Origin of the sequence: Lysinibacillus sp. FN11, assembly GCF_024628845.1 — a bacterium.
Classification (GTDB): Bacteria; Bacillota; Bacilli; order Bacillales_A; family Planococcaceae; genus Lysinibacillus; species Lysinibacillus capsici.
The window spans coordinates 1,203,832-1,228,815 of the sequence record NZ_CP102383.1; the positions used below are offsets into that span (position 1 = coordinate 1,203,832).

Genomic DNA, 24,984 nt, shown 5'->3' on the forward strand with positions numbered 1-24,984 from the left:
TTTCGTCGCGTATAATAGCAACAGATAGTAAGAGGGGGAACATTAATTGCGTAAATCTTTACCATTTGCATTATCAAAGGACCGTTCATTTTTTGATTCATTAGGTGACTGGATGGGCGATGTTCTTTATGATGAATTACCAGAAAAGGGCTTTGAATGCCGTGATGAGCAAATCTTTATGGCTTATCAAATAGAACAAGCACTAAAAGAAAAAAATGTTCTCTTTGCGGAGGCGGGAGTGGGAACTGGCAAAACGATCGCTTATTTGCTTCCAGCTATTTCCTATGCACGTTACACAGGGAAACCGGCCTTGATTGCTTGTGCAGATGAAACATTAATCGACCAACTTGTAAAAGAGGGGGGCGATATTTATAAACTCCAAAAAACGTTAGGACTTGATATTGATGTTCGCCTAGCAAAATCGAGAGATCAGTATTTATGCTTAAAACGCTTTGAGGAAGCAGAAAAAGTGGAGTCGGATGAATGGATTGATGATATTTCCTTTTCTATCCCTGATGGTGTTTATGCACAAGGTTCGATGATTGCTGTTCATCCATATGGGGAACGCAGTGATTATCCAACAGTCAGTGATGAGGATTGGCAAAAGGTTAATTACAATTCGATTATGCAATGTTCGGTTTGTGATCTTCGGAATCGCTGTGGGCAAACGTTGCATCGCTCTCATTATCGAAAATCAACCGATCTTGTTATTTGTTCTCAAGATTTTCTAATGGAGCATTTGGCTACAAAGGAATCTCGTGAGCGTGAAGGTCAGCTAGCATTATTGCCTGAGGTATCAATGATGGTGCTGGATGAAGGACATTTATTGGAGTATGCTGCGCAAAAAGCGATGACCTATAAAGTACAGGCGACGACTATTGTGCAATTACTGGAGCGCTTGATGGTAGATGGTGTACGCGAGCGCACACTGTATGCAATGGAGAAATTACAGGATGATCATGAGCTATTTTTTGATCAACTTCGCGATGATATCGTCGCTTCTAATGAAGATCGCAAACGCATAAACAAATCAAAAACATTGCTTACTTACGGGAAGCAGTTAATAGATGATGTAGAAACATTGATGGAAGAATTCGTTTTTGAATCAGAAATGTACATGATTCCTGAATATGAGCTAAATATGGCAGAAGAATATTTAGAACAATATGAGGCTTCGTTGCGTATTTTCATCGCACAGGGAGATGCAGTAGATTGGTTAGAGGAAACAGATGGTGAAGAAACGCTCGTCATTATGCCTCGTTTAATCACAGAAGTTTTAGCAGAAAAATTATTCTCTAAAAAGCTTCCAATCGTTTTTTCTTCTGCCACGCTATCGGTCAATAAAGACTTTTCTTATATTGCCTATAGTTTAGGAATTCGAGATTACCAATCATTTTCTGTGCCATCCCCATTCGACTATGAAGAGGTTATGAAAATCTATTTACATGAGCTTACACAACGAGACAAAACAGCACGTGTTCAGCAGTTGTTGCGTGATGGCGAGCAAACGTTGATTTTATTTAAATCGAAGCAAGCCATGCTAAACTTCAAGGCAGAATTACCAATAATGGAACGTATGTATGTAGCATTTGAGGGAGATCGAGAGCTATCAGCCATTGTTCGAGACTTCCAGCAAGGAACAGTTAAAACATTATGTTCATATCATTTATGGGAAGGGTTAGATTTGCCTGAGGAAGCATTAACGCGTGTGATTATTTATGATTTACCGTTTCCTCCACAGGACCCATTGTTTGATGCGAAACGTACATTTGCAGAAAACCCATTTGAGGAAGTGGAATTACCTTTCATGCAATTACGCTTGCAGCAAGGGATGGGGCGCTTAATTCGTACATCGAATGACCATGGTGATATTCACATTTTATTAAATGAAGATGAACAAAAACAGCGTGCAGCCTTTGAAAATATAGTAGCAGTTGTACCAGAAATAAAATAGAAAGAAGCGAGTTTACCCAAAAGGTAAGCTCTTTTTTATTATATTGAAATAACATTATGTGTGTAGTTAAATTATGGATCTTTAAAAAACTGTTGAATATTTCTCTTTTAAGCTATATAGTTCTTTGTAATGCAACGAAATCTTGTGAAAGAATATATTTTTTATATTGAAAATAATTTCACAAAAGGTTTATAATAATGACAAAGATTTTTAAGAATAGTCAAATTGCTTGCTGACTATTCATTGATAGGGGGCTTAAACCTGTCGAACATTCAATCATTGTGTAGAAAATATACAAATCTATCGGCAACGGATATTGACAAGTTAATAGAAATAGAGGCTACGCTAACGTATTATGCTGAGTTGACTGATTGTTACATGTTCATAGATTGCCTGTTGGAGAATTTACCGCATGCAATTGTTGTGGCAGAGGCATTCCCGAAGAAAGAGATTGGTTTATACGAAAAATCAGTTATCGGAAAATTCGTATTTGAAAGTTTTGAACCAGCTGTATTTGCTGCGTTTAAACATAAAGAAAAATCATCTATTTCCAGAGCAATTACGCAGGAAGGCATAACGGTGGAGCAAAATGTCATTCCAATTTTTAATGAGCAGCAGCAAGTAATTGCTGTGTTGATTCAGGAAAAAATGGTGAAGATGCAAACGACACCGAAGGATGATTTTCAGAATATGCCCTTTGCATTAATTGAGCATATTGTTGAACCAAATTCTCAACCAATTCCAGTTGTTTCTGATTTACTCGTAGAGTCGATTATTCTCACAAATCACGAAAATAAAGTGATTTATAGTAATCCAGCAGGCTATCATTTTATTTCGGAGCTATCTGGATTAGAAAATTTTGACAATATAGCGTTGGATAAAATCTTACCTTTTTTACAGGAGGTCTATGATAAAGGCGACGATGTCTTTTTCCTAGAAATTACGATTGATCGTAAATCCTTTATTGTGAAGAAGATTCCTATTCGCAGTCATAACGAGAAAGTCACACTACTCATTATTCATGATCTAACAGAGCTTAAGCTGAAAGAAAATGAGCTAATGATGAAAACATTTGCGATAAGAGAAATTCACCACCGAGTGAAAAACAATCTTCAGACAGTGACAAGTCTATTACGTTTGCAAATGCGAAATGATCTGTCTGCTTCAAATGCAAGTGCGTTTCAAGAGGCATTAAATCGAATCTATAGTATTTCATCGGTATATGAGCTGATTTTAGAAAATGAAGATAACGCTGAAGAAAGAGTGGATGTTATCGCATTAGCTAAAAAAATTGGTCATAAAATGATTGGTACGTCTAATACAGCAACTATTCAACTAGCCTTTCATCATGAAAATTTGCAGCTGTTCTGCCATTCAAAAAAGGCAGTCTCTTTAGCACTCATTATTTGTGAGCTACTGCAAAATGCATTAAAGTATGCGTTTATCGGACGTGATGAAGGAGTCATCGATATTCAATTCATTCAGGAAGATTCTACAATTTCGCTTCATATTTCTGACAACGGCGTTGGAATGCAAGAGGTGAAGGCATCTTTTGGTATGGAGATTATCACAAGGCTTGTAGAATATGATTTAGCTGGCTCATTTTCAATTATCCCTAGTAATGAAGGTACACATACTCAAATTCAGTTCCCTGTAAGTGAGGAGGTATTTATCGTAAATGACTAGGAAAGTTATGATTGTCGAAGATGAATCACTGATTGCGATTGATTTGAAGTTTATGTTAGAAGATAACGGCTACGAAGTTGTAGCTCAAGCGAACAATGGGGAAACAGCCATTGAATTAGCCTTTTTACATAAACCACAGTTAATCTTAATGGACATTAAAATGCCTAAACTTGACGGTTTAAAGGCAAGTAAAATTATTGAACAACAGCTTGGTATACCCGTTCTTTTCATCTCGGCCTATAGTGAAAAAGAATTGTTGCTATACATGAAGCAGGATAATATATTAGGATATGTAATGAAACCGTTTTCTGAAAAAAATGTGTTGCCTGTGCTAGAGGTTGCTTTTCATCAAATTGATAAATTCAACCGTCTCAATGGGGAGATCTTACATAAGCAAACACAATTAGATAAGCGAAAAGTCATTGAACGAGCAAAGGGCTTGCTGATGCAGGCTGAAAATATAAGCGAGGACGAGGCTTACCGTAAGATTCGTAATGAAAGCATGCAAACACAACAGGAAATGGTGCATATTGCACAGCAAATTATTAACAACCTACAAGTCAATAGTTGAAGCAAAGGCGCTTTAAAGAGATTTCTTCTTTAAAGTGCCTTTTTTTATATAAATTTATAAATAAAAAAGGGGTGATGAGTAAGATGGCAATGATAGGAACGATTATCGTTTATATTATTATGATTTGTGCTGTTTTAGGGGCAATCGGAGCTATCCGAGATGCTGAGTATGGGATTGGGAAAGAATTTATGAATGGGATCCATACAGTTGGTCATATTTTTGTCCCAGCAGCAGGGATCATGGCAGCTATACCTTACTTAACATGGTTTATTAGTCATTTTATTAGTCCGATTTTTGAGTTAATTGGTGCAGATCCGGCAATTGCAGCGACGACGATTTTAGCATCGGACATGGGTGGTTACCAATTAGCCAATGCGTTAAAGGAGTCTTATGAGGGATGGGTAATGGCTCTTGTTGTTGGTTTTATGTCAGGTGCTACTATCGTATTCTCGATTCCAATGGGCCTTGCGATGTTGGATAAACGTGATCATAAATACATGGCGCTAGGGATTATGGCTGGCGTTTTAACAATTCCGATTGGTGCATTTATTTCTTCTATCATGATTGTGCTATTCAACACAGAAGTACGTGAAGTCATTAGTACAACAGAGGCTCCTACATATGTATTTGCCATTTCTGTTTTACAAATATTAATTAACTTACTACCTTTATTCATTTTCGTTATCTTAATCGCACTAGGCTTAAAGCTTATTCCAAACGGCATGATTACTGGCTTCATGGTATTCGGTCGTGTAATGGATGCCGGAATTAAACTGGTGTTAGTGTTCTCTATTGTTGAGATTTTTACAGGTATTTTTACAAAGATTTTTGGCGCGTGGGGCTTCGATCCAATCATGGCTGATGAAATCGATCAGTTCCGAGCATTAGAAACAGCCGGTTATATCGGGATTATGCTAGCGGGTGCCTTCCCAATGGTGTATCTAATTCGAAAATATGCTTCCAAGCCACTTGAAGCAGGTGGTAAAAAATTAGGCTTATCCTCTGTAGGAAGTGCGGGGTTATTAGCAACGATTGCGAATATTTTGGCGATGTTCACACTAGTTCGCCATATGCCACCAAAGGATAAAGTAATTAACATTGCGTTTGGTGTATGTTCGGCCTTCTTATTAGGTGATCACTTATCATTCACGGCGAACTTCCAGCCAACGATTATCCTGCCTGTTATCGCTGGAAAGTTTTTAGCGGGTGTTATTGCGATTATTTTAGCCTATAAGCTTTCAGTACCAACTGCATTAAGGCTAGAAATTGAGGATCGCAAGGCTGGCATTATTAAAGAAGGCGAGTATTTAACAGATCAAAATCATAATCAATGAAAAAGTGAGGTGATGACGTGTGAGTGAAGAGAAAAAACGATTTATTCAGGAGTTTGTGCCGGGTAAACAGCTAACATTGAGTCACCTTATTGCCAATCCTGATCCAGAAATGTTTCAAAAGCTAGGTATCCAAGAAGCAGGTGCCCTTGGCATTATGACTTGTACGCCAAGTGAAACGGTAATTATTGCAGGAGACTTAGCGACCAAGGCTGCCAATGTCAAATTAGGATTTTTAGATCGTTTTACAGGTAGTCTCGTTATTGTTGGTAGTGTGTCAGAGGTAGAAATGGCGATGTTAGAAATCAATCGTTTTTTATCCGAGGTATTAGGTTATACACCATCAAAAATAACAAAATCATAGGATGTGTCATATGAAAAATCGAGTAATGATAATAGGCGGTGTGCAAGCAGGAAAGTCAACATTGATGAATACATTGTTGGGCAAAGAAAGCAGTGCCAACAAAACACAAGCACTCGTTTATGATGACTGGATTGTTGATACACCAGGTGAATATGTAGAAAATCCAATGTATTACAGAAATATTATGGCAACATCTTTGGAAGTAACCCATGTAATTTACTTGCAGGATGCCACATCAGCAAGGAATGTATTCCCTCCGCAATTTAGCTTAGGGATTCCCAAAATACAAATAGGTGTTATTACCAAGATCGATGCCCCTAATGCAGATGTAGAAAGGGCTACCGCCTTATTAAAAAATGTTATGACGCAGGGCCCTATCGTGAAAACCTCTTCATGGCAAAAACTTGGCATTGAATTAATTGAACCATTGATTCAACTCAAGACAAATGAAGAAATTCGACAATTTGTTAAGGAAAGCGATAGTCCGTATCTCATGTATTGCTCACAGTAGCGAGAGGGAGGTGTAGGGTGAAAACTGAAAAAATATTTAGTGCAGGCATTGATATTGGGACAAGTACCACAAAAATGGTTGTCAGTAGTTTTCTGTTAAAGAATGTGGCTGGCGTAACACATGTGCCAAGGATTGAAATTATTGAGAAAACGGTGTTGCATCAAAGTCCAATTATCAGAACACCTTTCATCAATAAAGACATCATTGATATGAAAAAGATAGAGGAATTTATTTCTCAACAGTATCAATTGGCACAAATTGCTCCATCTGATATTGCAACAGGGGCCATCATTATTACTGGTGAATCAGCTACGAAGGAAAATGCAAGTGAGGTTGTCCATACCATTGCAGATGGCGCAGGTCATTTTTTAGTTGCTACCGCAGGTCCTGATTTAGAGGGCATCATTGCTGCCAAAGGGGCAGGTACTTTACAGCAATCAAAGAATTCATCCAAAGTCATCGCCAATATCGACATTGGTGGAGGGACAGCGAATATTGCTGTTATGCAATTTGGAGAGGTCATAGGTACATGTACCTTACATGTTGGTGGTAGATTGATTGAGTTTAAGGATGGCAAGATTCAATCAATTTCTCCGCCACTCATGCGATTGATGGAACGATGGGCTAATCCGTTAGCGGTTGGTGATGCGGCCGAAGATATTCGAGTGACACATTGTATTGAAGAAATGGTGCAAACACTTGCCATGATTCTTTATGGACAATGCAGAGATGAAAAGCATCCGTTATTACTAGGGCATTTACCAAACTGGCATAAACCTGTGGATGCTATTGTTTTTACGGGTGGAGTGGCCTCTTGTATTTATGAAAATGAATGTACACAGCGTCAATATGATGATATTGGTGAAAAATTAGCGAAAATGCTACAACAGCATGAACAGCTACAATCATTTTTATGGTTACGACCAGAGGAAACAGCACGTGCAACAGTGACTGGTGCTGGTACGCAAACCACTGAAATCAGTGGGGCAACCATTCAGGTGGATGCACAAGTGTTACCACTAAAAAATGTACCTGTCTTCAATTGTCATCTAGATCCTTCAACAGACTTTAACTCGACGGTAAGGACAGCAGTAGAGAGAGCAAATGATTTATTTTCTATACAGGACAATCGTTCGCCATTTGCACTCTATTTTAGTGAATTGCCATATTTAAGCTTTCAGGATGTACATGCATTGTGTCAGGCCATTTTGCTACATTTGGCAACAAGATGCTCTAAGGACATACCAATTATCATAGTCATTCAATCAGATTATGCAAAGATTATTGGACAGACCATACAAGCCATAAATGCGACAGTACCAATTATTTGTATCGATCAAATTAAAGTGGAAACGGGCGATTACATCGACATTGGAGAGGTTCTGCCATCTGGCGTTGTTCCTGTTGTGGTGAAGACCCTTGCCTTCCATTCAAAGTAAGGAGGATGAATGTGAACTTATCGGTGATATTTGGTGGAGAAAAATATAATTTTAAATCATTAAAAGATGTTATGGCTAAGGCCAATGAAGAAAAATCAGGTGATCAGCTAGCAGGTATTGCCGCTGAGACGGTTCAACAACGAATCGCAGCAAAGGCTGTATTAAGTGAGCTTTTAGTTAAAGATATCCGCGAAAATCCATTAGTGCCACAAGAAAATGATGAGGTTTCACGCATTATTGAGGGCGATATTAATGAGCAAATATATGGAGAAATCAAAAACTGGAGCATCGAGCAGCTGCGTGAATACATTCTATCAAATGACACGGGTGATCGTGAATTAAAGCGTTTAAGTAAAGGGATGAATTCCGAGATTATTGCCGCTGTTACAAAACTAATGTCCAATTTAGATCTTGTACATGCAGCCAATAAAGTTGAAATACTTTCAACGTGTAATATTACGATTGGCCAAAAAGGGACGCTGTCATCTCGTCTACAGCCAAATCATCCGACAGATAATATTGATGGCATTATCGCTTCTCTAAAAGAAGGACTGTCCTATGGTATTGGGGATGCTGTTATCGGCATTAATCCTGTAGATGATTCAGTTGAAAGTGTCAAAAAAGTACTTACGGCTACAAAGGAATTCATCAATGATTGGTCGATTCCTACGCAAAACTGTGTATTAGCTCATATTACAACACAGATGAAGGCGATTAAACAAGGCGCCCCAGCAGATATGATTTTCCAAAGTATCGCAGGGACAGAAATTGCTAACCGTTCGTTCGGTATTTCTGCTGATTTAATAAGAGAAGCAGAGGAGCTCATTAAAAAGCAAGGAACAGGTACTGGTCCAAATTTATTCTACTTTGAAACAGGTCAAGGGTCAGAGCTATCGGCAGAGGCACATATGGGCATTGACCAAGTAACTCTGGAATCGCGCAATTATGGATTTGCAAGACATTTTAATCCTTATATTGTGAACACCGTAGTTGGCTTTATTGGCCCAGAGTATTTATACAACAATAAACAAGTCATTCGAGCAGGTCTCGAGGATCACTTCATGGGCAAGATGCATGGTATTCCTATGGGGGTAGATATTTGCTATACCAACCATATTAAAGCTGACCAAAATGATGTGGAAGATTTAAGTGTATTGCTGACAGCTGCTGGCGTTAACTTTATTATTGCTGCGCCAATGGGCGATGACGTGATGCTCAACTATCAATCGATGAGCTTCCATGATGTGGCTACATTACTCCAAACATTTGGTAAAAAACCAGCACCAGAGTATTTAGCCTGGTTAGAGAAAATGGGCATTTATGAAAATGGTCGACTGTCAGCAAGAGCTGGCGATTTATCCATTTTTGAAAGGTAGGTGAGTCAAGTGAATGATCAATTAGTTTCTATGATTACACAGCTTGTCATGGAGAAGATGGAGAAAAGTACAGGTAGCCAAACACCTGAAATAGCAGCTACTCCAACAGAGCAACCACTTATTAAATTTTATGATACAGTAGAAAATCGTTCTTCAGAAACAACAGAAGCTATCGCAACATCACAGGAGCCATTAATTCAGCTGTATCAGCATGGAGCTCCACAGCAAGTAACAACGGTTGCTTCTGCTACTTTCGACCAACCAGTAAATGACGCTGTGCCGATCAAGCCCTTTCAGTTTGAGGCAGGATCGTTAAGTGAAAGTGTGCAGGCTGCTAAGAAACATACACCAGCTCGTATTGGTGTAGGGAGAGCGGGAACAAGACCGAAAACGAAAACCTGGTTAAAATTCCGACTCGATCATGCTGCTGCAGTAGATGCTGTATATGGCGAAGTGACAGAAGAACTTTTACAAAAGCTTGATGTCTTTCAGGTCACAACGAAAGTCACAGATAAAGAGGAATACATTACAAGACCTGACTTAGGGCGTCGTTTATCAGAAGAATCAAAGGCATTGATTCAGCAAAAATGTAAACCACAGCCAAAGGTACAGATTATTATCTCGAATGGCTTGAGTGCAAGTGCGATTGAGGAGAATGTTCAAGATGTTTACTTAGCCCTTCAGCAAAGTCTTAGCAATTTAAAAATTGACATCGGTACTACGTTCTATATCGATAAAGGGCGTGTTGCCTTAATGGATGAGATTGGTGAGCTGCTACAGGCAGAGGTAATTGTTTATCTAATTGGTGAGCGTCCAGGGCTCGTATCGGCAGAATCGATGAGTGCATATTTATGCTACAAGCCAAGAATTGGGACAGTGGAAGCTGAACGCATGGTAATTTCAAATATCCATAAGGGTGGTATCCCACCATTAGAAGCGGGAGCTTATCTTGGCACAGTCGTAGAAAAAATCCTGCATTATCAGGCAAGTGGCGTAGAGCTTGTCGCAAAAGAAGGTTAGGAGGCTGAAATATGTATCCTCAAAAAATTATGGCTCAAATCTTGGCGATGCAAACCATTCCAAGAGTCAATAGTGAACTAGCAGAGCAGTTAGATTTAAAGCCACATCATCATAGCATTGGACTTGTCACACTGACAATCGACGATGTGGGCTATGTAGCCTTCGATGAGGCGACGAAAAAGGCAGATGTCGATGTTGTCTATGCAAAAAGCTTTTATGCGGGAGCGGCACATTCGTCTGGTCCATTGTCAGGTGAAGTGATTGGCATTATTGCTGGAAGCTCACCTGATGAAATTCGTAGTGGTCTTGATGCCATTCAACAAAAAATTGAATTTGATACGTATTTTGAAGCCATTAATAATAATGACAATCATGCCTTGTTTGCCCATACTGTGGCAAGCTGTGGGACGTATCTTGCTGAGCTTGCAGATGTAAAGGTTGGCACCCCACTTGCTTATTTAATCGCACCGCCGCTTGAAGCAGTTGTAGGATTAGATGCAGCATTAAAGGCTGCAGATGTTGAGCTAAAGGTTTTCTTTGGTCCTCCATCTGAAACCAATTTTGGGGGCGGCTTATTAACTGGCAGTCAATCTTCTTGCGAGGCTGCGGCACATGCATTCAGAGAAGCTATTGAAAATATAGCTAGAAACCCAGTGATCTAGAAGGGAGGCGGCTTTATGGCCACATTAGACAAAGACTTATTAGCGATTCAGGAAATGAGAGATGCCGTTAAACATGCTAATACAGCACAGGCTGCCTATATGCAATTTTCTCAGCAACAAGTAGACAACATTGTAAAGGCTGTCGCGGATGCTGCCTTTAAGGAAGCAGAGCGTTTAGCAAAAATGGCTGTGCAAGAAACAGGAATGGGTATTCCTAACCATAAAAAGATGAAAAATGAAGTAGCTTCACGAGATGTCTATGAAGATATTAAAGAATTAAAAACAGTTGGTATTGTGGGCTATGATCGGATGAAAAAAGTAGCCGAAATTGCAAGTCCTTTCGGTGTCATTGCTGGTATCGTACCAACAACAAATCCAACCTCTACAGCGATCTTTAAGACACTTATTTCTTTAAAAACGAGAAATGGTTTAGTGCTTAGTCCACACCCATATGCAGTGAAATGTACAAAAGAGGCTTTAGATATTTGTCGAGTAGCTGCTGAAAAAGCAGGTGCGCCAGAAGGATTACTACAATGTTTAACAATGTCCTCCATGGAAGCAACACAGCAGCTAATGAAGCATCCAAACATCCATTTAATTTTAGCTACGGGTGGTGGTGCATTGGTCAAGGCAGCCTATAGCTCTGGCAAACCTGCCTATGGGGTTGGGCCAGGAAATGTACCAGCTTACATTGAAAAATCGGCTAATATTCAAAAGTCTGTACGCCAATTGGTGCAAAGTAAATCGTTCGATAATGGCACAATCTGTGCAACAGAGCAAGCTATTATTGTGGATAAGGTGATTGCCGAGCAAGTGCAAACAGAATTAAAGAAAAATGGTGCCTATCTATTAAATGCCGAAGAAAAAGCTAAAATGGAAAAATTGATCTCGCCAGTTCCTGGGAAAGTAAATCCTCAGATTGTTGGTAAATCAGCTACTTGCCTAGCTGATTCTGTTGGTATCACGGTACCAGACGATACAAAAGTTCTTGTGGGCTTCGAAACAATGATTGGTAAAAATATTCCGTTTTCTCTTGAAAAACTATCACCAATCTTTGCGCTTTATGTTGTTGAAAACAGTACAGAAGCCAAGCAGGTGATGATTGACCTGCTAAATATTGGAGGACGCGGACATACATGCTCTATTCACACTGAAAATGCAGCATTAGCAGAGCAATTTTCTGTCGAATTACCAGTATCACGAATTGTGGTTAATACATTATCCTCAATTGGTGCAGTAGGTGGCACAACAGGCTTGGCGCCATCCTTTACATTAGGCTGTGGGACATTTGGCGGCAATATTACGTCAGACAACATTACAGCAAGACATTTATTAAATATCAAACGTATGGCGTATGGCATTAAAGATGTCGAAGTGCCAAAACCAGAATTCGAAGTACAGTCCGTTGTTGAGTCGGTAGTTTCACAAGAACCTACTCTTGATACAACGATGGTTCAACAAATTGTCGATCAAGTATTAAAACAAATCACATTACAAAAAAAATAAATTATTTGGAGGAATGACAAATGAGTACAGCATTAGGAATGGTAGAAACAAAAGGTTTAGTAGGAGCAATTGAAGCAGCAGATGCAATGGTAAAGGCAGCAAGCGTTAATTTAGTAGGCAAAGTACATGTAGGTGGCGGGATCGTAACAGTTCTTGTACGTGGTGATGTAGGTGCAGTAAAAGCAGCAACAGATGCAGGGGCAGCAGCAGCACAACGTGTAGGAGAGCTATTATCTGTCCATGTAATTCCACGTCCACACCACGAATTAGAAATGATTTTACCAAAAGCAGAAGCATAATTTCAGTTTCGTTTAAACGCTATAGATGGAAAAATAACTACCATTTATAGAGGAGAGCTGGATCTATCTTTAGAACAGCTCTCACCTTGTTCAGATAAAATCATCAACAAAATAAAGAGGTGGCTAACATGACAACAGCAACAAAAACTTTTCCAGTGGCCATTTCGGCGCGTCATATCCATCTAAGTGAAGCGGATTTACAAGCACTTTTTGGTCCAAATGCAACCCTAACGAAAGATTTCGACTTATCACAGCCAGGGCAATTTGCTGCAAAAGAGCGCGTCTCTATTGAGGGACCCAAAGGTGTTATTCATAATGTCCGTGTCCTTGGACCTGTAAGACCAGCAACCCAAGTAGAGGTAAGCCGCACTGATGCCATGAAGCTAGGAGTGACACCACCTTTACGTCAATCAGGTGATATTGACAATTCTGCGGGCATTAAAATACTTTCTCAAGACAAAGAAATAGAGATCCAGCGAGTCATCATTGCACAGGCGCATATTCATATGACTGAGGAAGATGCCAAAGAATTGGAAGTACGAAATAATGAATTAGTTTCAGTGGAAGTTGTAAGTGATCGACCTGTCACTTTCCGAGGTGTCGTTGTACGTGTTTCCAATGATTTTAGTCTGGAAATGCACATTGATACGGATGAAGCAAATGCTGGTTTTATTGAACAGCAGGCACAGGGTAAATTAATAAAAGTATCATCGTAAGGAGGAGGCAAGATGCAAGAAAATTTAGTGCAAAAAATTGTGGAAGAAGTTTTGCAACAAGTCTTAAAAAATCAATCTTCCCCTCCACATGACGGTAAAATTCCGATTGGTGTATCTGCTCGTCATGTCCATCTTGCACAAGCAGAAGTGGAACAGCTCTTTGGTGAAAATTATCAGCTCACACCAAAATTTGAGCTTTCACAGCCAGGGCAATTTGCTGCGGAAGAAACTGTAGTAATTGCAGGTCCAAAAGGGTCAATTGAGCGAGTGCGTATTCTTGGTCCCGCTCGTTCCTTATCCCAAGTGGAAGTAAGCTGGACAGATGCTATGAAATTAGGTCTGAAGCCACCATTAAGAATTTCTGGTGATATACAAGGTTCCAGTCCTGTTACATTAATTGGTCCAAAGGGAAGTGTTGTGTTAAATGAAGGACTCATTATTGCACAGGCACATATTCATATGTCCCCAGCGGATAGTGCGAGATTCCAAGTCGTAGATGGGCAATCTGTCCAAATTAAGGTAGAAGGTATTCGCCCAATTATTTTATCGAATGTGGTTATCCGTGTTTCAGAGCGTTATCGCTTAGAAATGCATATTGATACAGATGAAGCAAATGCAGGGTTAATTCAACAAGGAACACTTGCAGAAATCGTGCATCATCAAGTAAGTGAACCTATGATCACTGTGAAAGAGCAGTCGCCAGTCGTACAGAAAGTAGAGCAACCGTCCGTCTATCATTATGACAAAAAGCTACTTTCACAAATAGAAGTGCTCGATATCGATGCACAAGAAATTGTCGTTCCAAAGAAAACCATTGTGACAGCATTGGCTTATGATAAGCTGCGAGAGTTAAATAAAACATTAACGATTCGTTCAGAGTAGTAAGACAGTCTGTGTCGCATAAAGAGGGTGAAGTTCATGCAAATGGGAAGAGTGATAGGCAGTGTATGGGCAACACGCAAGGAGGAGGGACTGAATGGTTTAAAGCTACTAATCATTCAACCTATTGATTCCAATCAACAGCCGATTCGCACAGAAATGGTTGCAGCTGATCGTATAGGAGCGGGTATTGGTGATGATGTCCTGATTACAAGTGGTGGGTCATCTCGCTATATTATGAAAGATAATCCGTTACCGATTGATGCAGTTGTCATTGGTATTATTGATTCTACGGAAGTAATGAGAGGTGAGGACAATGAGTAGCGCAATTGGAATGATTGAAACAAAAGGATTAGTTGGTTCTTATGAAGCTGCTGATGCGATGATTAAAGCGTCAGATGTCACAATCGTCAAACAAGAATTTGTAGATGGTGGTATCGTGACGATTGTCGTGAAGGGTGACGTAGGTTCTGTACAAGCCGCAGTAGAGGCTGGAAAAGCAGCCGCTATGCGTGTTGGTGAATTATTAGGCGCTCACGTCATTCCGAGACCTGATGAAGATGTCTTTAAAATGATTAAAGGACCAGAAGCACCAAAGAAAAAGACTGTTTCTGCACCAGCAGCAACGCGTGCTAAAAAAACAACAGAAACAACATCGTCGACAGATAATCGAGGTGAGGCATAATGGCATTTCGTAAAAATAAAATCGCTGTTATTGGAGCAGGTCACACTGGCTCCACACTGAGTTTATTTTTAGCACAGAAAGAATTAGGTGATGTAGTGCTTGTTGATATTCCAGAAGCCGAGAACCCAACAAAAGGGAAAGCTTTGGATTTACTACAAACAGGCCCCATCGAAAAATTCAATGTGTCCATTAAAGGCACGAGTCAATATGAAGATATCGCTGGCGCGGATATTGTTGTCATTACAGCAGGTATTCCACGTAAACCAGGGATGAGTCGTGATGACTTAGTCACAACAAATGCTAAAATCATTCAACAGGTTTCAAGACAAATTAAACACTATGCTCCAAATAGTATTGTTGTTGTGTTGAGTAATCCTGTTGATGCCATGACGTATGTATGTCATAAGGAAACAGGCTTTGCCAAAAATCGTATCATTGGTCAATCTGGTGTGTTAGATACAGCTCGCTTCAACACGTTTGTGGCGCAGGAGCTTCACATTGCACCAGAGGATGTATCAGGCTTCGTCCTAGGAGGACATGGCGATGAAATGGTACCATTAATCCGTTATTCCTATGCAGGCGGTATTCCATTAGAGAAACTAATTCCTCAGGAACGACTACAGCAAATCGTGGAGCGTACGCGTAAAGGCGGTGGTGAAATTGTTGGCTTACTAGGTAATGGTAGTGCCTACTATGCACCAGCAGCAGCGTGTGCCCAAATGGTTGAAATTATTATCAAAGATCAACGAAAAATTATCCCTTCTATTGCCCTATTAGAAGGAGAATATGGGTACCACGATCTCTTTTTAGGGGTACCAACTATTTTAGGTGGCAATGGCATCGAATCTGTCATCGAATTGCACCTAACAAATGAAGAACAAGCAGCCCTTCAGCACTCTGCAGAGGCTGTGAAACAGGTAATTGCTATTTGCCAAAACATTGAATAGAGTAAACAGACTCTATTTTTCAATGGATCGAAAGGATCCCCAACTTTCTTTCCAATATAACTTCATGATAGCTCAAAAAAATGTTTGATTGGAAACCGAACATGACTTGAAGGCTAGTATAAATCCCCAATTATATAGAAAGCTCTCCTCTATTTATGAGAGCAGAAGCTGTAGCAGACTTTAAAGTTTGCTGCAGTTTTTTTCATTCACAACTTATATCATAAAAATCATTATCGCTTCTACTATAATTTAATTAGGAGGGATGTGGATGAACAACATTGTACAGAGATGATAGATTGGATTGAGCGTCACCTATCAGAAGGATTTTCATTAGAGCAATTAGGAAAGGATATGGGCTATTCTCCTTATTACTGTTCTTTTAAATTCCATCAGACGACCGGGATGACGATTAAAAAATATAGATCACTACGTAAAATTTATCTTTCTACTTTTGCATTAAAAAATCCCCAAAAGAAAATAATCGACATCGCCTTTCACTACGGCTTTTCATCACAGGAATCCTTTTCTAGAGCTTTTAAAAGGTACTTTGGTATAAGTCCGAATGATTACAGAAAGTCTCCTCAACCTTTACAAACCTTTGTAAAGTTGAGATTACAGGATGATGGAGGATGGTTGACGATGGATATTTCTCAGAAATTAAAAATTGAAGCATTACAAGAGAAGATTAATGCGCAATACGATCAAGAGCTCTTGAATGTATTAAATGGTCAAATGATGTATGAGGAGTTCGCAAAACAACAATTAATGGGCAACAGTGATTATGTTCCTTTCAATGAAGCGATGTGTGCGAATCCCACGATTAGTCCGATTTTCAGTGAAGAATTTAATAAACTGCGTGCTATAGGGCATGAGGTGTCTTTACAGCAATATGAGCAGGTGACATTGAATCCATTGAAGCCATTGTTAACAAATGACTATGAATGTATTGTTTTATGGTTTGGAGATGATATGTTTTGTCAGATGAATTTATTGACCGTCCTCGCTTTCCTAGAGCAACAAAGGTATCAAGGCAAAGTCTATTATTATATGGTCAAGGAGATGACCTATGATGTGGAAGAAACAGAGATAGAACTTGGTCCGTATGGGGAGGTCTATCAAGAAGTATTGATGCACCATCGTCTACCCAAGACAACGCTTATACCTGTCATGTATCAGGGCATTCAATTATTTTTCAGCTATTTAAATGAAGAGAATGAGATCACTACGTATATAAAAAAACACCTCAATCTATCTCAAAATGACCTGTTAAAGCAATTGTTTTTCCTCTTTCCACACTATGGATTAGGGGATAGACAATACATCAAAATAATAGAGAAGTTAAAAAATGAATATTCTGAATAATTATCCTAGAAAGTCCGCAATATACAAAATTTTCGAAAATATGATAAACTTATAACGTGAAAAGGAGGATGAATGCATGACTGTTCAACAATTTATAGACTATGTGAAGAAAATGCAGCATTATGAGGAAGCGCTCAATGTGATTTATTGGGATATGCGGACGGGTGCACCGAAAAAGGGGTTAGCACAACGTTCTGAGGTAATTGGTACATTATCAGCCTCCTTATTTGATATGCAGACTAGTGAAGAACTAGGAGAGCTTTTAGCAGCATTAGAGGCACAAAAAGCTGATCTTGACTATGTAACACTACGTTTAGTAGAAGAAGTAAGAAAGAATTACGATCAAAATAAAAAAATCCCTGCGAATGAATACAAAGAATTCGTCATTCTTCAATCGAAGGCAGAAACGGCTTGGGAAGAAGCGAAGGCGACGAATAATTTTGCTCTATTCCTACCATACCTAGAAGAAATCATACAATGGCAGAAAAAATTCATTCAATATTGGGGCATTAAAAATGGATCTCCATACAATACATTACTAGATTTATATGAGCCAGATATGACAACAGATGTCATAGATCAAGTATTTGGTGAATTACGTGAGACTATTGTGACGCTTGTTCAAAAAATTGCTCATTCATCGAATAAACCTGATACTAGCATGTTATTTAAGCATTTCCCGCGTGAGGCACAGCGTGAATTATCGTTAGAATTGCTTGCTCAGCTCGGCTATGACTTCGATGCTGGTCGCTTAGATGAAAGCGTCCATCCATTTATGATCGGCTTAAACTATGGTGATGCGCGAATTACGACTAAATATGATGAAAGTGATTTCCGTTCGGCCATTTTTGGCACGATTCATGAGTGTGGTCATGCGATGTATGAACAAAATATTGATGAGAAGCTTGCAGGACTGCCATTAGCGACTGGTACATCGATGGGGATTCATGAATCACAATCATTATTTTATGAAAACTTTGTCGGCAGAAATGAAAAGTTCTGGGAGCATAACTATGAGCGTCTTCAGCACTTCTCACCAGCTCAATTTGGTGATGTGGCGTTAGCAGATTTTTTACGTGCCATCAATATGGTAGAACCATCATTGATTCGCATTGAAGCAGATGAACTAACATATCCATTACATATCATGATTCGCTATGAAATTGAACGTGACTTGTTCAATGGGGATTTACAGGCGAAGGATCTACCACAGGTATGGAATGATAAATATGAGGAATATTTAGGTATTCGTCCTGAGACAGATGCACAAGGTGTGCTACAAGACATGCATTGGTCAGGCGGCATGTTTGGCTATTTCCCATCCTATGCATTAGGAATGATCTATGCAGCGCAGTGGAAGCATGCGATGGACAAGGATATTCCTAATTTTGATGAATTACTAGAAAAAGGTGAGTTACTGCCAATTCGAGAGTGGCTAACAGAGAAAGTACATCAATACGGTGCGCTGAAAAAGCCGTTCGCGCTATTACAAGAGGCTACAGGGGAAGGCTTAAATGCTAAGTACCTAGCAGATTATTTACAAGAAAAATATACAAAGCTATATCAGCTATAGAAAAACAAGCGATTTCTCTAAAATGAGAAATCGCTTGTTGCTTTGAAAATATTCTTACCAAAGCTTAAAGCCTTTGAGCCCGCTGGTGAATTTGTAATAATTTCGAAGATTGGAATGGTGTAAGCGAATATAAATAAGGCTACTAAAATTACAAGTCAAGATTAAAGTAAGCTTCATTTCATGTTACATCAATATTTTTTATATAGTGTTCAACATTATAAAGCGTCATTTTTAAATTGAACCCTTGTGTTAAACAATCTGGCCAGATTGTTGTGTAAATATTTATTTGTGTAGCTTATGTATGATGAACCGTATATAGTTTTTACTTTTATGACCAATCAATAATTTAGGGGTGATTAGTGGTGACACTTAAATGGTTGTGGATATTGGTTATTGCATTTTGCGTATTAGAATGGATTTCAATCCCATTCATAAGTGCATTTACAGGAAAATTGTATCAAGTAGTTGATGGTGTATTAATAATTACTTTTATTATTTATCCATTATTTTTCTTGACTACTCTTTTATTATTACAAAAGGGGAATAAAAAAATTGGTGCAGTAATTTTGCTTATTCCACTAATTGTGTATGCCCCCGTGTTAATAAGTCTTCAAACGTTGGTTAAATAATGTATTACTAATTGAGTTAACGAGGTGCTTTGTAAAACAAGAGTTTCAAAAATTATCGAACTTTAAAAATTTAATCGATGCCATTCAATAAGAGCAAGCTTTGAACAATCATTTTTTCAAAACTTGCTCTTTAGTTTTGTTCTCATATCAAGGTTGATATCGTTAATTTAATCAAACTTTATTACTAATCAAATCTACATCAACAAGAAGCATTTGGGTATTCTTCAATAGTCATTGAACAGACATAAACTACAATGTGTTTCTGTCATTTTTTTGTGCTTTCATTGCTATGACTATCTATAAATAAAAAACGCACTAAGTAATTATCGAGTTATTTAGAATCAACGCCTTTAAAACGATCTATTCAATATTTTAAACGTGAATGTAGTAGGTTCATAATAAATTCAAAAATCTTTAACTTGTTATTAAATTCATAACCCATTGCTTGAAAAGATTTATCATTATTTAAAAAAATAGACCGCTAAATACAGTGTAATCTTTAACTTAAATTCTCATAATGGAATAAAAAGAAAAATTCCTTCTTTCAATATAAAAGTAGGAATTTTTGTCGTTTTAATATACTTAGAGTTGCTCAAAAGACTAGTACAGCATAGCGTACTTAAAAAAGAGAACCCCAATATAAATTCCTTATTTATAAAGTTAGACAGACATTTTTGATTGATTGTCAAAAGGATTCGAGCGCAGAACCAATGTAAACCAAACAGCAAACCCAAGATAAACTACTGTCAAAATAGCGAATATGAAATGAAACTTCTCCGCCAACTGCCGGAATAGGGCAAAAAAGACAACGATGCAATATATCAGATTTCCCAATATGACAGGTTTGTTATAGATGCCGCCAATCAGGGCAGAACGTGTAAACCAGTTTAACATTGCGAACCCTAAATATAGTCCTCCGATGATTTGCAGAAGAATCAAAATAATGGGTGAAGGGTCAATCCCTAGTATTTTTGAAATTTCTTCGGGAAAAAAGGTTCCTGCCAACCCAAACAAACCCATCAACACGGCACTACTACTCAAAAGCCATTTTGTTTTCATTTTTTTCCTCTTTTCATCTAATTTTGGAATTTTATAAACAGCAATCAGAGAATTCTAAACAAGGCATGTGTTAGCTTTAAACAGCAATAAACCATGAGTACAGTCCTAAGTAATTTAACAGGCTAGCCTAGAAACATAAAATTGCCTCCCTTTAGGACATCGATGAAAGTTTTGGACTTTTTGGGAGGGGGGTGTGACATCTAATGTTCATTTACAACAGGTCTTTTATCCATAAGTGTATTTCCTCACCCAACACAACAATCATGAAATTAACCTTTATATAACATCTGGTTAGGTAATTTATTATATTCGATGAAACTCCACTTTTTACCTTTAAGCAAGAGCTAGCTTCAACAAATTTTGGCGTTCCCTAATTTAGAGCATTCACCTGAACTAACATATCCATTACATATCATGATTCGCTATGAAATTGAACGTCACCCCTTCAATGGCGATTTACAGGCGAAGGATCTACCCCAGGTCTCAAAGTGTGCTACAAGATATGCATTGGTCAGGCGGCATGTTTGGCTATTTCCCATCCTATGCATTGGGGATGATTTATGCAGCACAGTGGAAGCATGCGATGGATAAGGATATTCCAAACTTTGACGAGCTACTAGAAAAGGGAGAGCTACTGCCAATTCTAGAGTGGCTAACTGATAAAGTTCATCAATATGGAGCATTGAAAAAGCCGTTTGAATTGCTGAAAGAAGCGACAGGGGAAGGCTTAAATGCCAAGTATCTGGCAGACTACTTACAAGAAAAATATACGAAACTCTATCAATTATAAAGTGAAAAAACGATTTCTCGTTACAGAGAAATCGCTTTTTTATAGGAAGATGCGTTTGGATGCTTACCACAATTGATAGCCTTTAGAGCCGGCTGGTGAGTTCGAAATAATATCGATAATTGGTACTGTGTAAGCGAATAAAATTAAGGCTACTAAAATAACAAGCCATATTTTAAAGTTTTCTAAAATAGCTGGAGTTGGACCGCTAAGCTCATGTACGTCACCTACAGGGAATTCTTCGTCACCTTTAGGTGCGAACCAAGCAAGTTTCACGACGATATAAATGATCACTAGGATGGCGATAAAGAGGATTGTTCCACCCACAGCTTGCGCGATTTGATAAGGAATCCAATCGTAAGCCTGCTGAGCGCCACCATATTCTGAGTAATCTGAGCGACGAGGTGCGCCAAACAGACCAGCAATATGCATTGCTGAAGACATAATCGTCATACCAGTACCCCATAAGATACCAGCGAAATTACTAAGATTATTTAAAGACTTCGAAAGTGTACGACCTGTTAAATGTGGAATTAACCAGAATGCCGCACCGAAGTAAGTTAAAACAACAGCTGTTGCAATCGTTAAATGGAAATGCCCTGTAACCCAAATGGTATTATGAATTAATTGATTCATTTGATAAGAGGCATTGACAATACCGCCTGCACCCCCTGGAATAAATGACACCATACCGATAAATGGTACGAAGAAACGAGCATCCTTCCAAGGTAATTTTTTAAACCAACCAAATAGTCCTTTGCCACCTAATTCACGTCCACGTAACTCGAACATTGCAAACATCGAGAAGGCAGTCATTAGAGAAGGCACGATTACAGCAAATGTTAAAACAACTTGAATGAACTTCCATGTACCATCAATACCAGGCTCTGTTAACTGATGGTGAATCCCAACAGGAATAGAGAAGAGTAAGAATAGCATAAACGAAAGTCTTGCTAAAGAATCGGAGAAAATTTTTCCACCAATTACTTTTGGAATAATCACGTACCACACCATATAGGCAGGTAATAACCAGAAGTATACAAGTGCATGACCAAAATACCAGAAAAGGGTACGTGATAATGCCACATCGACACGTTCAATTAAACCTAAGGACCATGGTAATAATTGAATTAAAACAGAAGCTGCAACACCAAGCGTTGCCACGAACCACATTAAATTATTAACAACTACCATAAATGATAGTAACGGGCTACGTTGTCCACTCGCTTTATTTTCTTTGCGCCACTGGACATAACGTAAAATTTGACCTGCGCCGCCAACCCAAGAACCAACAACGACTAATGTAAGACCTAAATAGAAAATCCAATGTGCCTTTAATGGTGCATAGAAGGTATAAAGAACAGTTGCTTTATTCAATAACACCATCGTTGCGGCAGCAGCTGTACCGATAGTCATTAACCAGAAACCAATCCAGCCAAGTCTTCTCTGAGTATCAGTGAATGTACCAGATGTTCGACTTACACTTGCAATTTGGAAGCCGTAAATAAAGAATGTAGTTAATATAAGACCGAGTAATACACCATGAACTGTTAATACTTGATAATAACCAATGCCTGCTGGTAAAGTAAATTGACCAGAACGTACAAAAACCTGTAATAAACCTGCAAGACCACCTAATAACAATGCGATAAATGCCACGTAAATATGTGCCATTGCTAGCTTTGCATCTCGACGATCCACTTTTGTCATTGAATTAGTGTGACTCATTTGAATCCACCACCTTTAGCATAGAGTGCATCATCGTATGTCCAGTACCACAATACTCATTACATACGATTAAAAACTCGCCAACCTTATTGACTTCTGTCACATATTCCGAAATATAGCCAGGCTCAAGCATCATATTGATATTCGTACCTGCAACCTCAAAACCATGCATAACATCCTCGCTTGTTGCGATAAATTTCACTTTTGCACCAAGTGGAACCTCAATTTGTGGAGGATTATAATTGAATGCAGAAGCAACTACCACCACTTCGTAATCCCAATCCTTACCTTCTACCTTATGGACACCTGGATTATCAAAAGGTGCTGTCTCTTTCACTTTCTCGTAATCTAGTGTTTTTTTACCATTGTTTGGATGAGAGCCTTGATGAAATGCTCCGATACCGAGAATGATCAGGAATGCCACTAAAGTGGTAACTCCAAAAACAAGCCAGTATTTCTCATACTTATGTATGTGCATATGTTTCTGTCCCTTCTTCGTAGATTAAAACCGTCCAATGAACAAATCGAAGCAGTACACCCAAAGTAAAATGATGATAATACCTACTCCAAAAACTGCATAGAGTGAACCTTTTAAATTTTCATCTGACTTCTTTTTATTTGCCATTTTTGCTCCTCCTACGCTTTTTATTGTTGTGTTTCTTACTGTCATCATATAAAAATCTCCTACATTTTGATGTGAAAAAAATCACACTTCTAGGGGAATTATGTGAAAAAAGTGTGAAGAATTTAAGAGAGAAAAAACAAGCCATCTCAAAAGTCATTGAGATGGCTTGTTTAATGATTATAATTAACTTTTTTTAATAAAAATAATAGATTTTAAGGAAGGAGAACTGTCCTTCTTATTTCTTTTGGGCAAACGGTAAGTCTTACAAATAAATGCTGAAAGTCTTGCATACAATGTCTTATTTGGAACAGACTTAAAACCTATTAAGCTCTATTCCGCTTCTTCTTCAATTGTTAATAGAACTGTTAGGGCACCGACGCTTGGGACCGAAACTGGGAGTGCAAAGGCCTTTTCAAAGCCATATAATTTTGTATTGCCCACCATCACCGTTGGCGGAGTGATATCAATTTCTAAGCTTTCTTGCCCAACAGCTGTACATAAATTTCCTGCAATCATGTTACCAAATTCCCCTGTAAAGGATTCTAGCATTTCTCCTTCAAGCGGCATACCGAACATGGTACTACCGATCCCGCTGAACACTTCGGGAGAGGAGTCAATGATGACGCGTCCCTTTAAATCTCCGATTAAGCCAATTAATACGCCCATTTGTTGTTGTTGAAAGGGTTCAGAAATAATACTAGGCGACTTTACTTCTATATCCATAGGAAGAATGGTTTTTAAAGCGTGAATTGTCCCGTTTAAAATAGTTTGAAAGTACTTCGAATTACTCATCATTACCGCATCCTTTTTCCGACTTTTCTACATCTTACCATGTAAAAAGGGTAAGATGAAAGTATGTCTTGACGAATTCACATGAAATTTATAATATATTAATGAGAATGATTTTCAAATTCAATGTAAACGTCTGAAAACTTAACGAAAAATAACGAAGAAGGAGCGGTTCGCAATGACATTCGTATTGATTGGAGCAGCTGTCGTGATCTATATTGGAGTTGGAAAATACGTCATGAACCAGGCAACTGCACATTTGAAATAAGAGCTAAACAAAAGAGTATGAAGCTGCTGTGCTTCATACTCTTTTTCATGATGTTAAGAAAGAAAATAGATGTGCAGAAAAGGGCTTTAGCAAGTGTCCATTTTCACTTACCCTCCAGGATCTTATCTGTAACACTCATCGCCTATGAGTGACACGGTCTCCTCTGCAATCAACCAAGTTACAAAAGTTTCTCCATAGTATATAGGAGGGAAAAGAAT

General features: G+C 38.6%; 25 protein-coding genes and 2 pseudogenes. 21 read left to right on the plus strand and 6 right to left on the minus strand.

Annotated features, from left to right (window positions below; translation table 11 throughout):
* The first annotated feature begins 46 nt into the window (after nt 1-46).
* The 20 genes from NP781_RS06210 to NP781_RS06305 all read left to right on the plus strand — a co-directional run bounded on the left by NP781_RS06210 (nt 47) and on the right by NP781_RS06305 (nt 19,510).
* Nucleotides 47-1,954: an ATP-dependent DNA helicase gene (locus tag NP781_RS06210; protein WP_221680697.1), complete on the plus strand. Its 1,908-nt coding sequence runs from the start codon at nt 47-49 to the stop codon at nt 1,952-1,954.
* 225 nt (nt 1,955-2,179) lie between these two features.
* Complete coding sequence (locus NP781_RS06215; protein WP_026023345.1) at nt 2,180-3,640, plus strand: sensor histidine kinase; 1,461 nt, start codon at nt 2,180-2,182, stop codon at nt 3,638-3,640.
* Nucleotides 3,633-4,211 carry an ANTAR domain-containing response regulator gene (locus NP781_RS06220; RefSeq protein ID WP_004269312.1) on the plus strand — a complete coding sequence of 193 codons (579 nt, stop codon included), beginning with the start codon at nt 3,633-3,635 and terminating at the stop codon, nt 4,209-4,211. The genes NP781_RS06215 and NP781_RS06220 overlap by 8 nt, the downstream gene beginning before the upstream one ends.
* An 83-nt stretch (nt 4,212-4,294) precedes the next feature.
* Entirely contained in the window at nt 4,295-5,545 is a 1,251-nt protein-coding gene (gene eutH, locus NP781_RS06225; RefSeq protein WP_004269313.1) for an ethanolamine utilization protein EutH, read from the plus strand.
* Between the two features lie 19 nt (nt 5,546-5,564).
* Nucleotides 5,565-5,906, plus strand: coding sequence for an ethanolamine utilization microcompartment protein EutS (gene eutS, locus NP781_RS06230; RefSeq protein ID WP_004269314.1), 342 nt, complete (start codon nt 5,565-5,567; stop codon nt 5,904-5,906).
* 10 nt (nt 5,907-5,916) lie between these two features.
* Entirely contained in the window at nt 5,917-6,417 is a 501-nt protein-coding gene (locus NP781_RS06235; RefSeq protein ID WP_257521767.1) for a EutP/PduV family microcompartment system protein, read from the plus strand.
* 17 nt (nt 6,418-6,434) lie between these two features.
* Nucleotides 6,435-7,856, plus strand: a complete 1,422-nt coding sequence (locus NP781_RS06240) for an ethanolamine ammonia-lyase reactivating factor EutA (protein ID WP_221680700.1) — start codon at nt 6,435-6,437, stop codon at nt 7,854-7,856.
* Between the two features lie 5 nt (nt 7,857-7,861).
* Nucleotides 7,862-9,232 (plus strand): ethanolamine ammonia-lyase subunit EutB, encoded by a 1,371-nt coding sequence (locus NP781_RS06245; protein ID WP_008176446.1) that lies wholly within the window; start codon nt 7,862-7,864, stop codon nt 9,230-9,232.
* Nucleotides 9,233-9,241: 9 nt separating this feature from the next.
* Nucleotides 9,242-10,252, plus strand: a complete 1,011-nt coding sequence (gene eutC / locus NP781_RS06250) for an ethanolamine ammonia-lyase subunit EutC (RefSeq protein WP_221680701.1) — start codon at nt 9,242-9,244, stop codon at nt 10,250-10,252.
* 11 nt (nt 10,253-10,263) lie between these two features.
* Nucleotides 10,264-10,914 carry an ethanolamine utilization microcompartment protein EutL gene (gene eutL, locus NP781_RS06255; RefSeq protein WP_221680702.1) on the plus strand — a complete coding sequence of 217 codons (651 nt, stop codon included), beginning with the start codon at nt 10,264-10,266 and terminating at the stop codon, nt 10,912-10,914.
* Nucleotides 10,915-10,929: 15 nt separating this feature from the next.
* Nucleotides 10,930-12,420 carry an aldehyde dehydrogenase family protein gene (locus tag NP781_RS06260; RefSeq protein ID WP_202341743.1) on the plus strand — a complete coding sequence of 497 codons (1,491 nt, stop codon included), beginning with the start codon at nt 10,930-10,932 and terminating at the stop codon, nt 12,418-12,420.
* Between the two features lie 20 nt (nt 12,421-12,440).
* Nucleotides 12,441-12,719, plus strand: a complete 279-nt coding sequence (locus NP781_RS06265) for a BMC domain-containing protein (RefSeq protein WP_004269321.1) — start codon at nt 12,441-12,443, stop codon at nt 12,717-12,719.
* A gap of 128 nt (nt 12,720-12,847) precedes the next feature.
* A complete protein-coding gene (locus NP781_RS06270) occupies nt 12,848-13,435 on the plus strand; it encodes a phosphate propanoyltransferase (protein WP_257521768.1) in 588 nt (195 codons plus the stop codon).
* 12 nt (nt 13,436-13,447) lie between these two features.
* Nucleotides 13,448-14,317, plus strand: coding sequence for a phosphate propanoyltransferase (locus NP781_RS06275; protein ID WP_009370493.1), 870 nt, complete (start codon nt 13,448-13,450; stop codon nt 14,315-14,317).
* Between the two features lie 36 nt (nt 14,318-14,353).
* Nucleotides 14,354-14,638 (plus strand): EutN/CcmL family microcompartment protein, encoded by a 285-nt coding sequence (locus NP781_RS06280; protein WP_004269324.1) that lies wholly within the window; start codon nt 14,354-14,356, stop codon nt 14,636-14,638.
* Complete coding sequence (locus tag NP781_RS06285) at nt 14,631-14,999, plus strand: BMC domain-containing protein (protein WP_257521769.1); 369 nt, start codon at nt 14,631-14,633, stop codon at nt 14,997-14,999. The genes NP781_RS06280 and NP781_RS06285 overlap by 8 nt, the downstream gene beginning before the upstream one ends.
* The gene (gene mdh, locus NP781_RS06290) at nt 14,999-15,946 is read left to right on the plus strand and encodes a malate dehydrogenase (protein ID WP_004269326.1); all 948 of its coding nucleotides are present in this window, start codon (nt 14,999-15,001) and stop codon (nt 15,944-15,946) included. Before NP781_RS06285 ends, mdh begins: the two co-directional genes overlap by 1 nt.
* 288 nt (nt 15,947-16,234) lie before the next feature.
* Nucleotides 16,235-17,308: a helix-turn-helix transcriptional regulator gene (locus tag NP781_RS06295; protein ID WP_257522504.1), complete on the plus strand. Its 1,074-nt coding sequence runs from the start codon at nt 16,235-16,237 to the stop codon at nt 17,306-17,308.
* A gap of 76 nt (nt 17,309-17,384) precedes the next feature.
* Nucleotides 17,385-18,881 carry a carboxypeptidase M32 gene (locus NP781_RS06300; protein ID WP_257521770.1) on the plus strand — a complete coding sequence of 499 codons (1,497 nt, stop codon included), beginning with the start codon at nt 17,385-17,387 and terminating at the stop codon, nt 18,879-18,881.
* A 362-nt stretch (nt 18,882-19,243) separates the two neighbouring features.
* The gene (locus NP781_RS06305; RefSeq protein WP_054550783.1) at nt 19,244-19,510 is read left to right on the plus strand and encodes a hypothetical protein; all 267 of its coding nucleotides are present in this window, start codon (nt 19,244-19,246) and stop codon (nt 19,508-19,510) included.
* A gap of 268 nt (nt 19,511-19,778) precedes the next feature.
* Here the strand turns inward: NP781_RS06305 and NP781_RS25495 are convergent.
* A pseudogene (locus NP781_RS25495) lies at nt 19,779-19,907 on the minus strand (IS1595 family transposase); the annotation flags it as partial.
* A gap of 263 nt (nt 19,908-20,170) precedes the next feature.
* A complete protein-coding gene (locus NP781_RS06310) occupies nt 20,171-20,569 on the minus strand; it encodes a multidrug DMT transporter permease (RefSeq protein ID WP_257521771.1) in 399 nt (132 codons plus the stop codon).
* 390 nt (nt 20,570-20,959) lie between these two features.
* On the opposite strand from NP781_RS06310, the pseudogene NP781_RS06315 reads away from it, so the two are divergent.
* Nucleotides 20,960-21,359: pseudogene (locus NP781_RS06315) on the plus strand (carboxypeptidase M32); the annotation flags it as partial.
* A 63-nt stretch (nt 21,360-21,422) separates the two neighbouring features.
* Here NP781_RS06315 and NP781_RS06320 read toward each other — a convergent pair.
* The 4 genes from NP781_RS06320 to NP781_RS06335 all read right to left on the minus strand — a co-directional run bounded on the left by NP781_RS06320 (nt 21,423) and on the right by NP781_RS06335 (nt 24,501).
* Nucleotides 21,423-23,084: a b(o/a)3-type cytochrome-c oxidase subunit 1 gene (locus tag NP781_RS06320; RefSeq protein WP_221680707.1), complete on the minus strand. Its 1,662-nt coding sequence runs from the start codon at nt 23,082-23,084 to the stop codon at nt 21,423-21,425.
* Complete coding sequence (locus NP781_RS06325) at nt 23,071-23,562, minus strand: cupredoxin domain-containing protein (protein ID WP_004269330.1); 492 nt, start codon at nt 23,560-23,562, stop codon at nt 23,071-23,073. The genes NP781_RS06320 and NP781_RS06325 overlap by 14 nt, the downstream gene beginning before the upstream one ends.
* Nucleotides 23,563-23,586: 24 nt before the next feature.
* Entirely contained in the window at nt 23,587-23,757 is a 171-nt protein-coding gene (locus tag NP781_RS06330) for a hypothetical protein (RefSeq protein WP_175400755.1), read from the minus strand.
* Between the two features lie 282 nt (nt 23,758-24,039).
* Nucleotides 24,040-24,501 (minus strand): chemotaxis protein CheX, encoded by a 462-nt coding sequence (locus tag NP781_RS06335; RefSeq protein WP_004269332.1) that lies wholly within the window; start codon nt 24,499-24,501, stop codon nt 24,040-24,042.
* Nucleotides 24,502-24,984 lie beyond the last annotated feature (483 nt).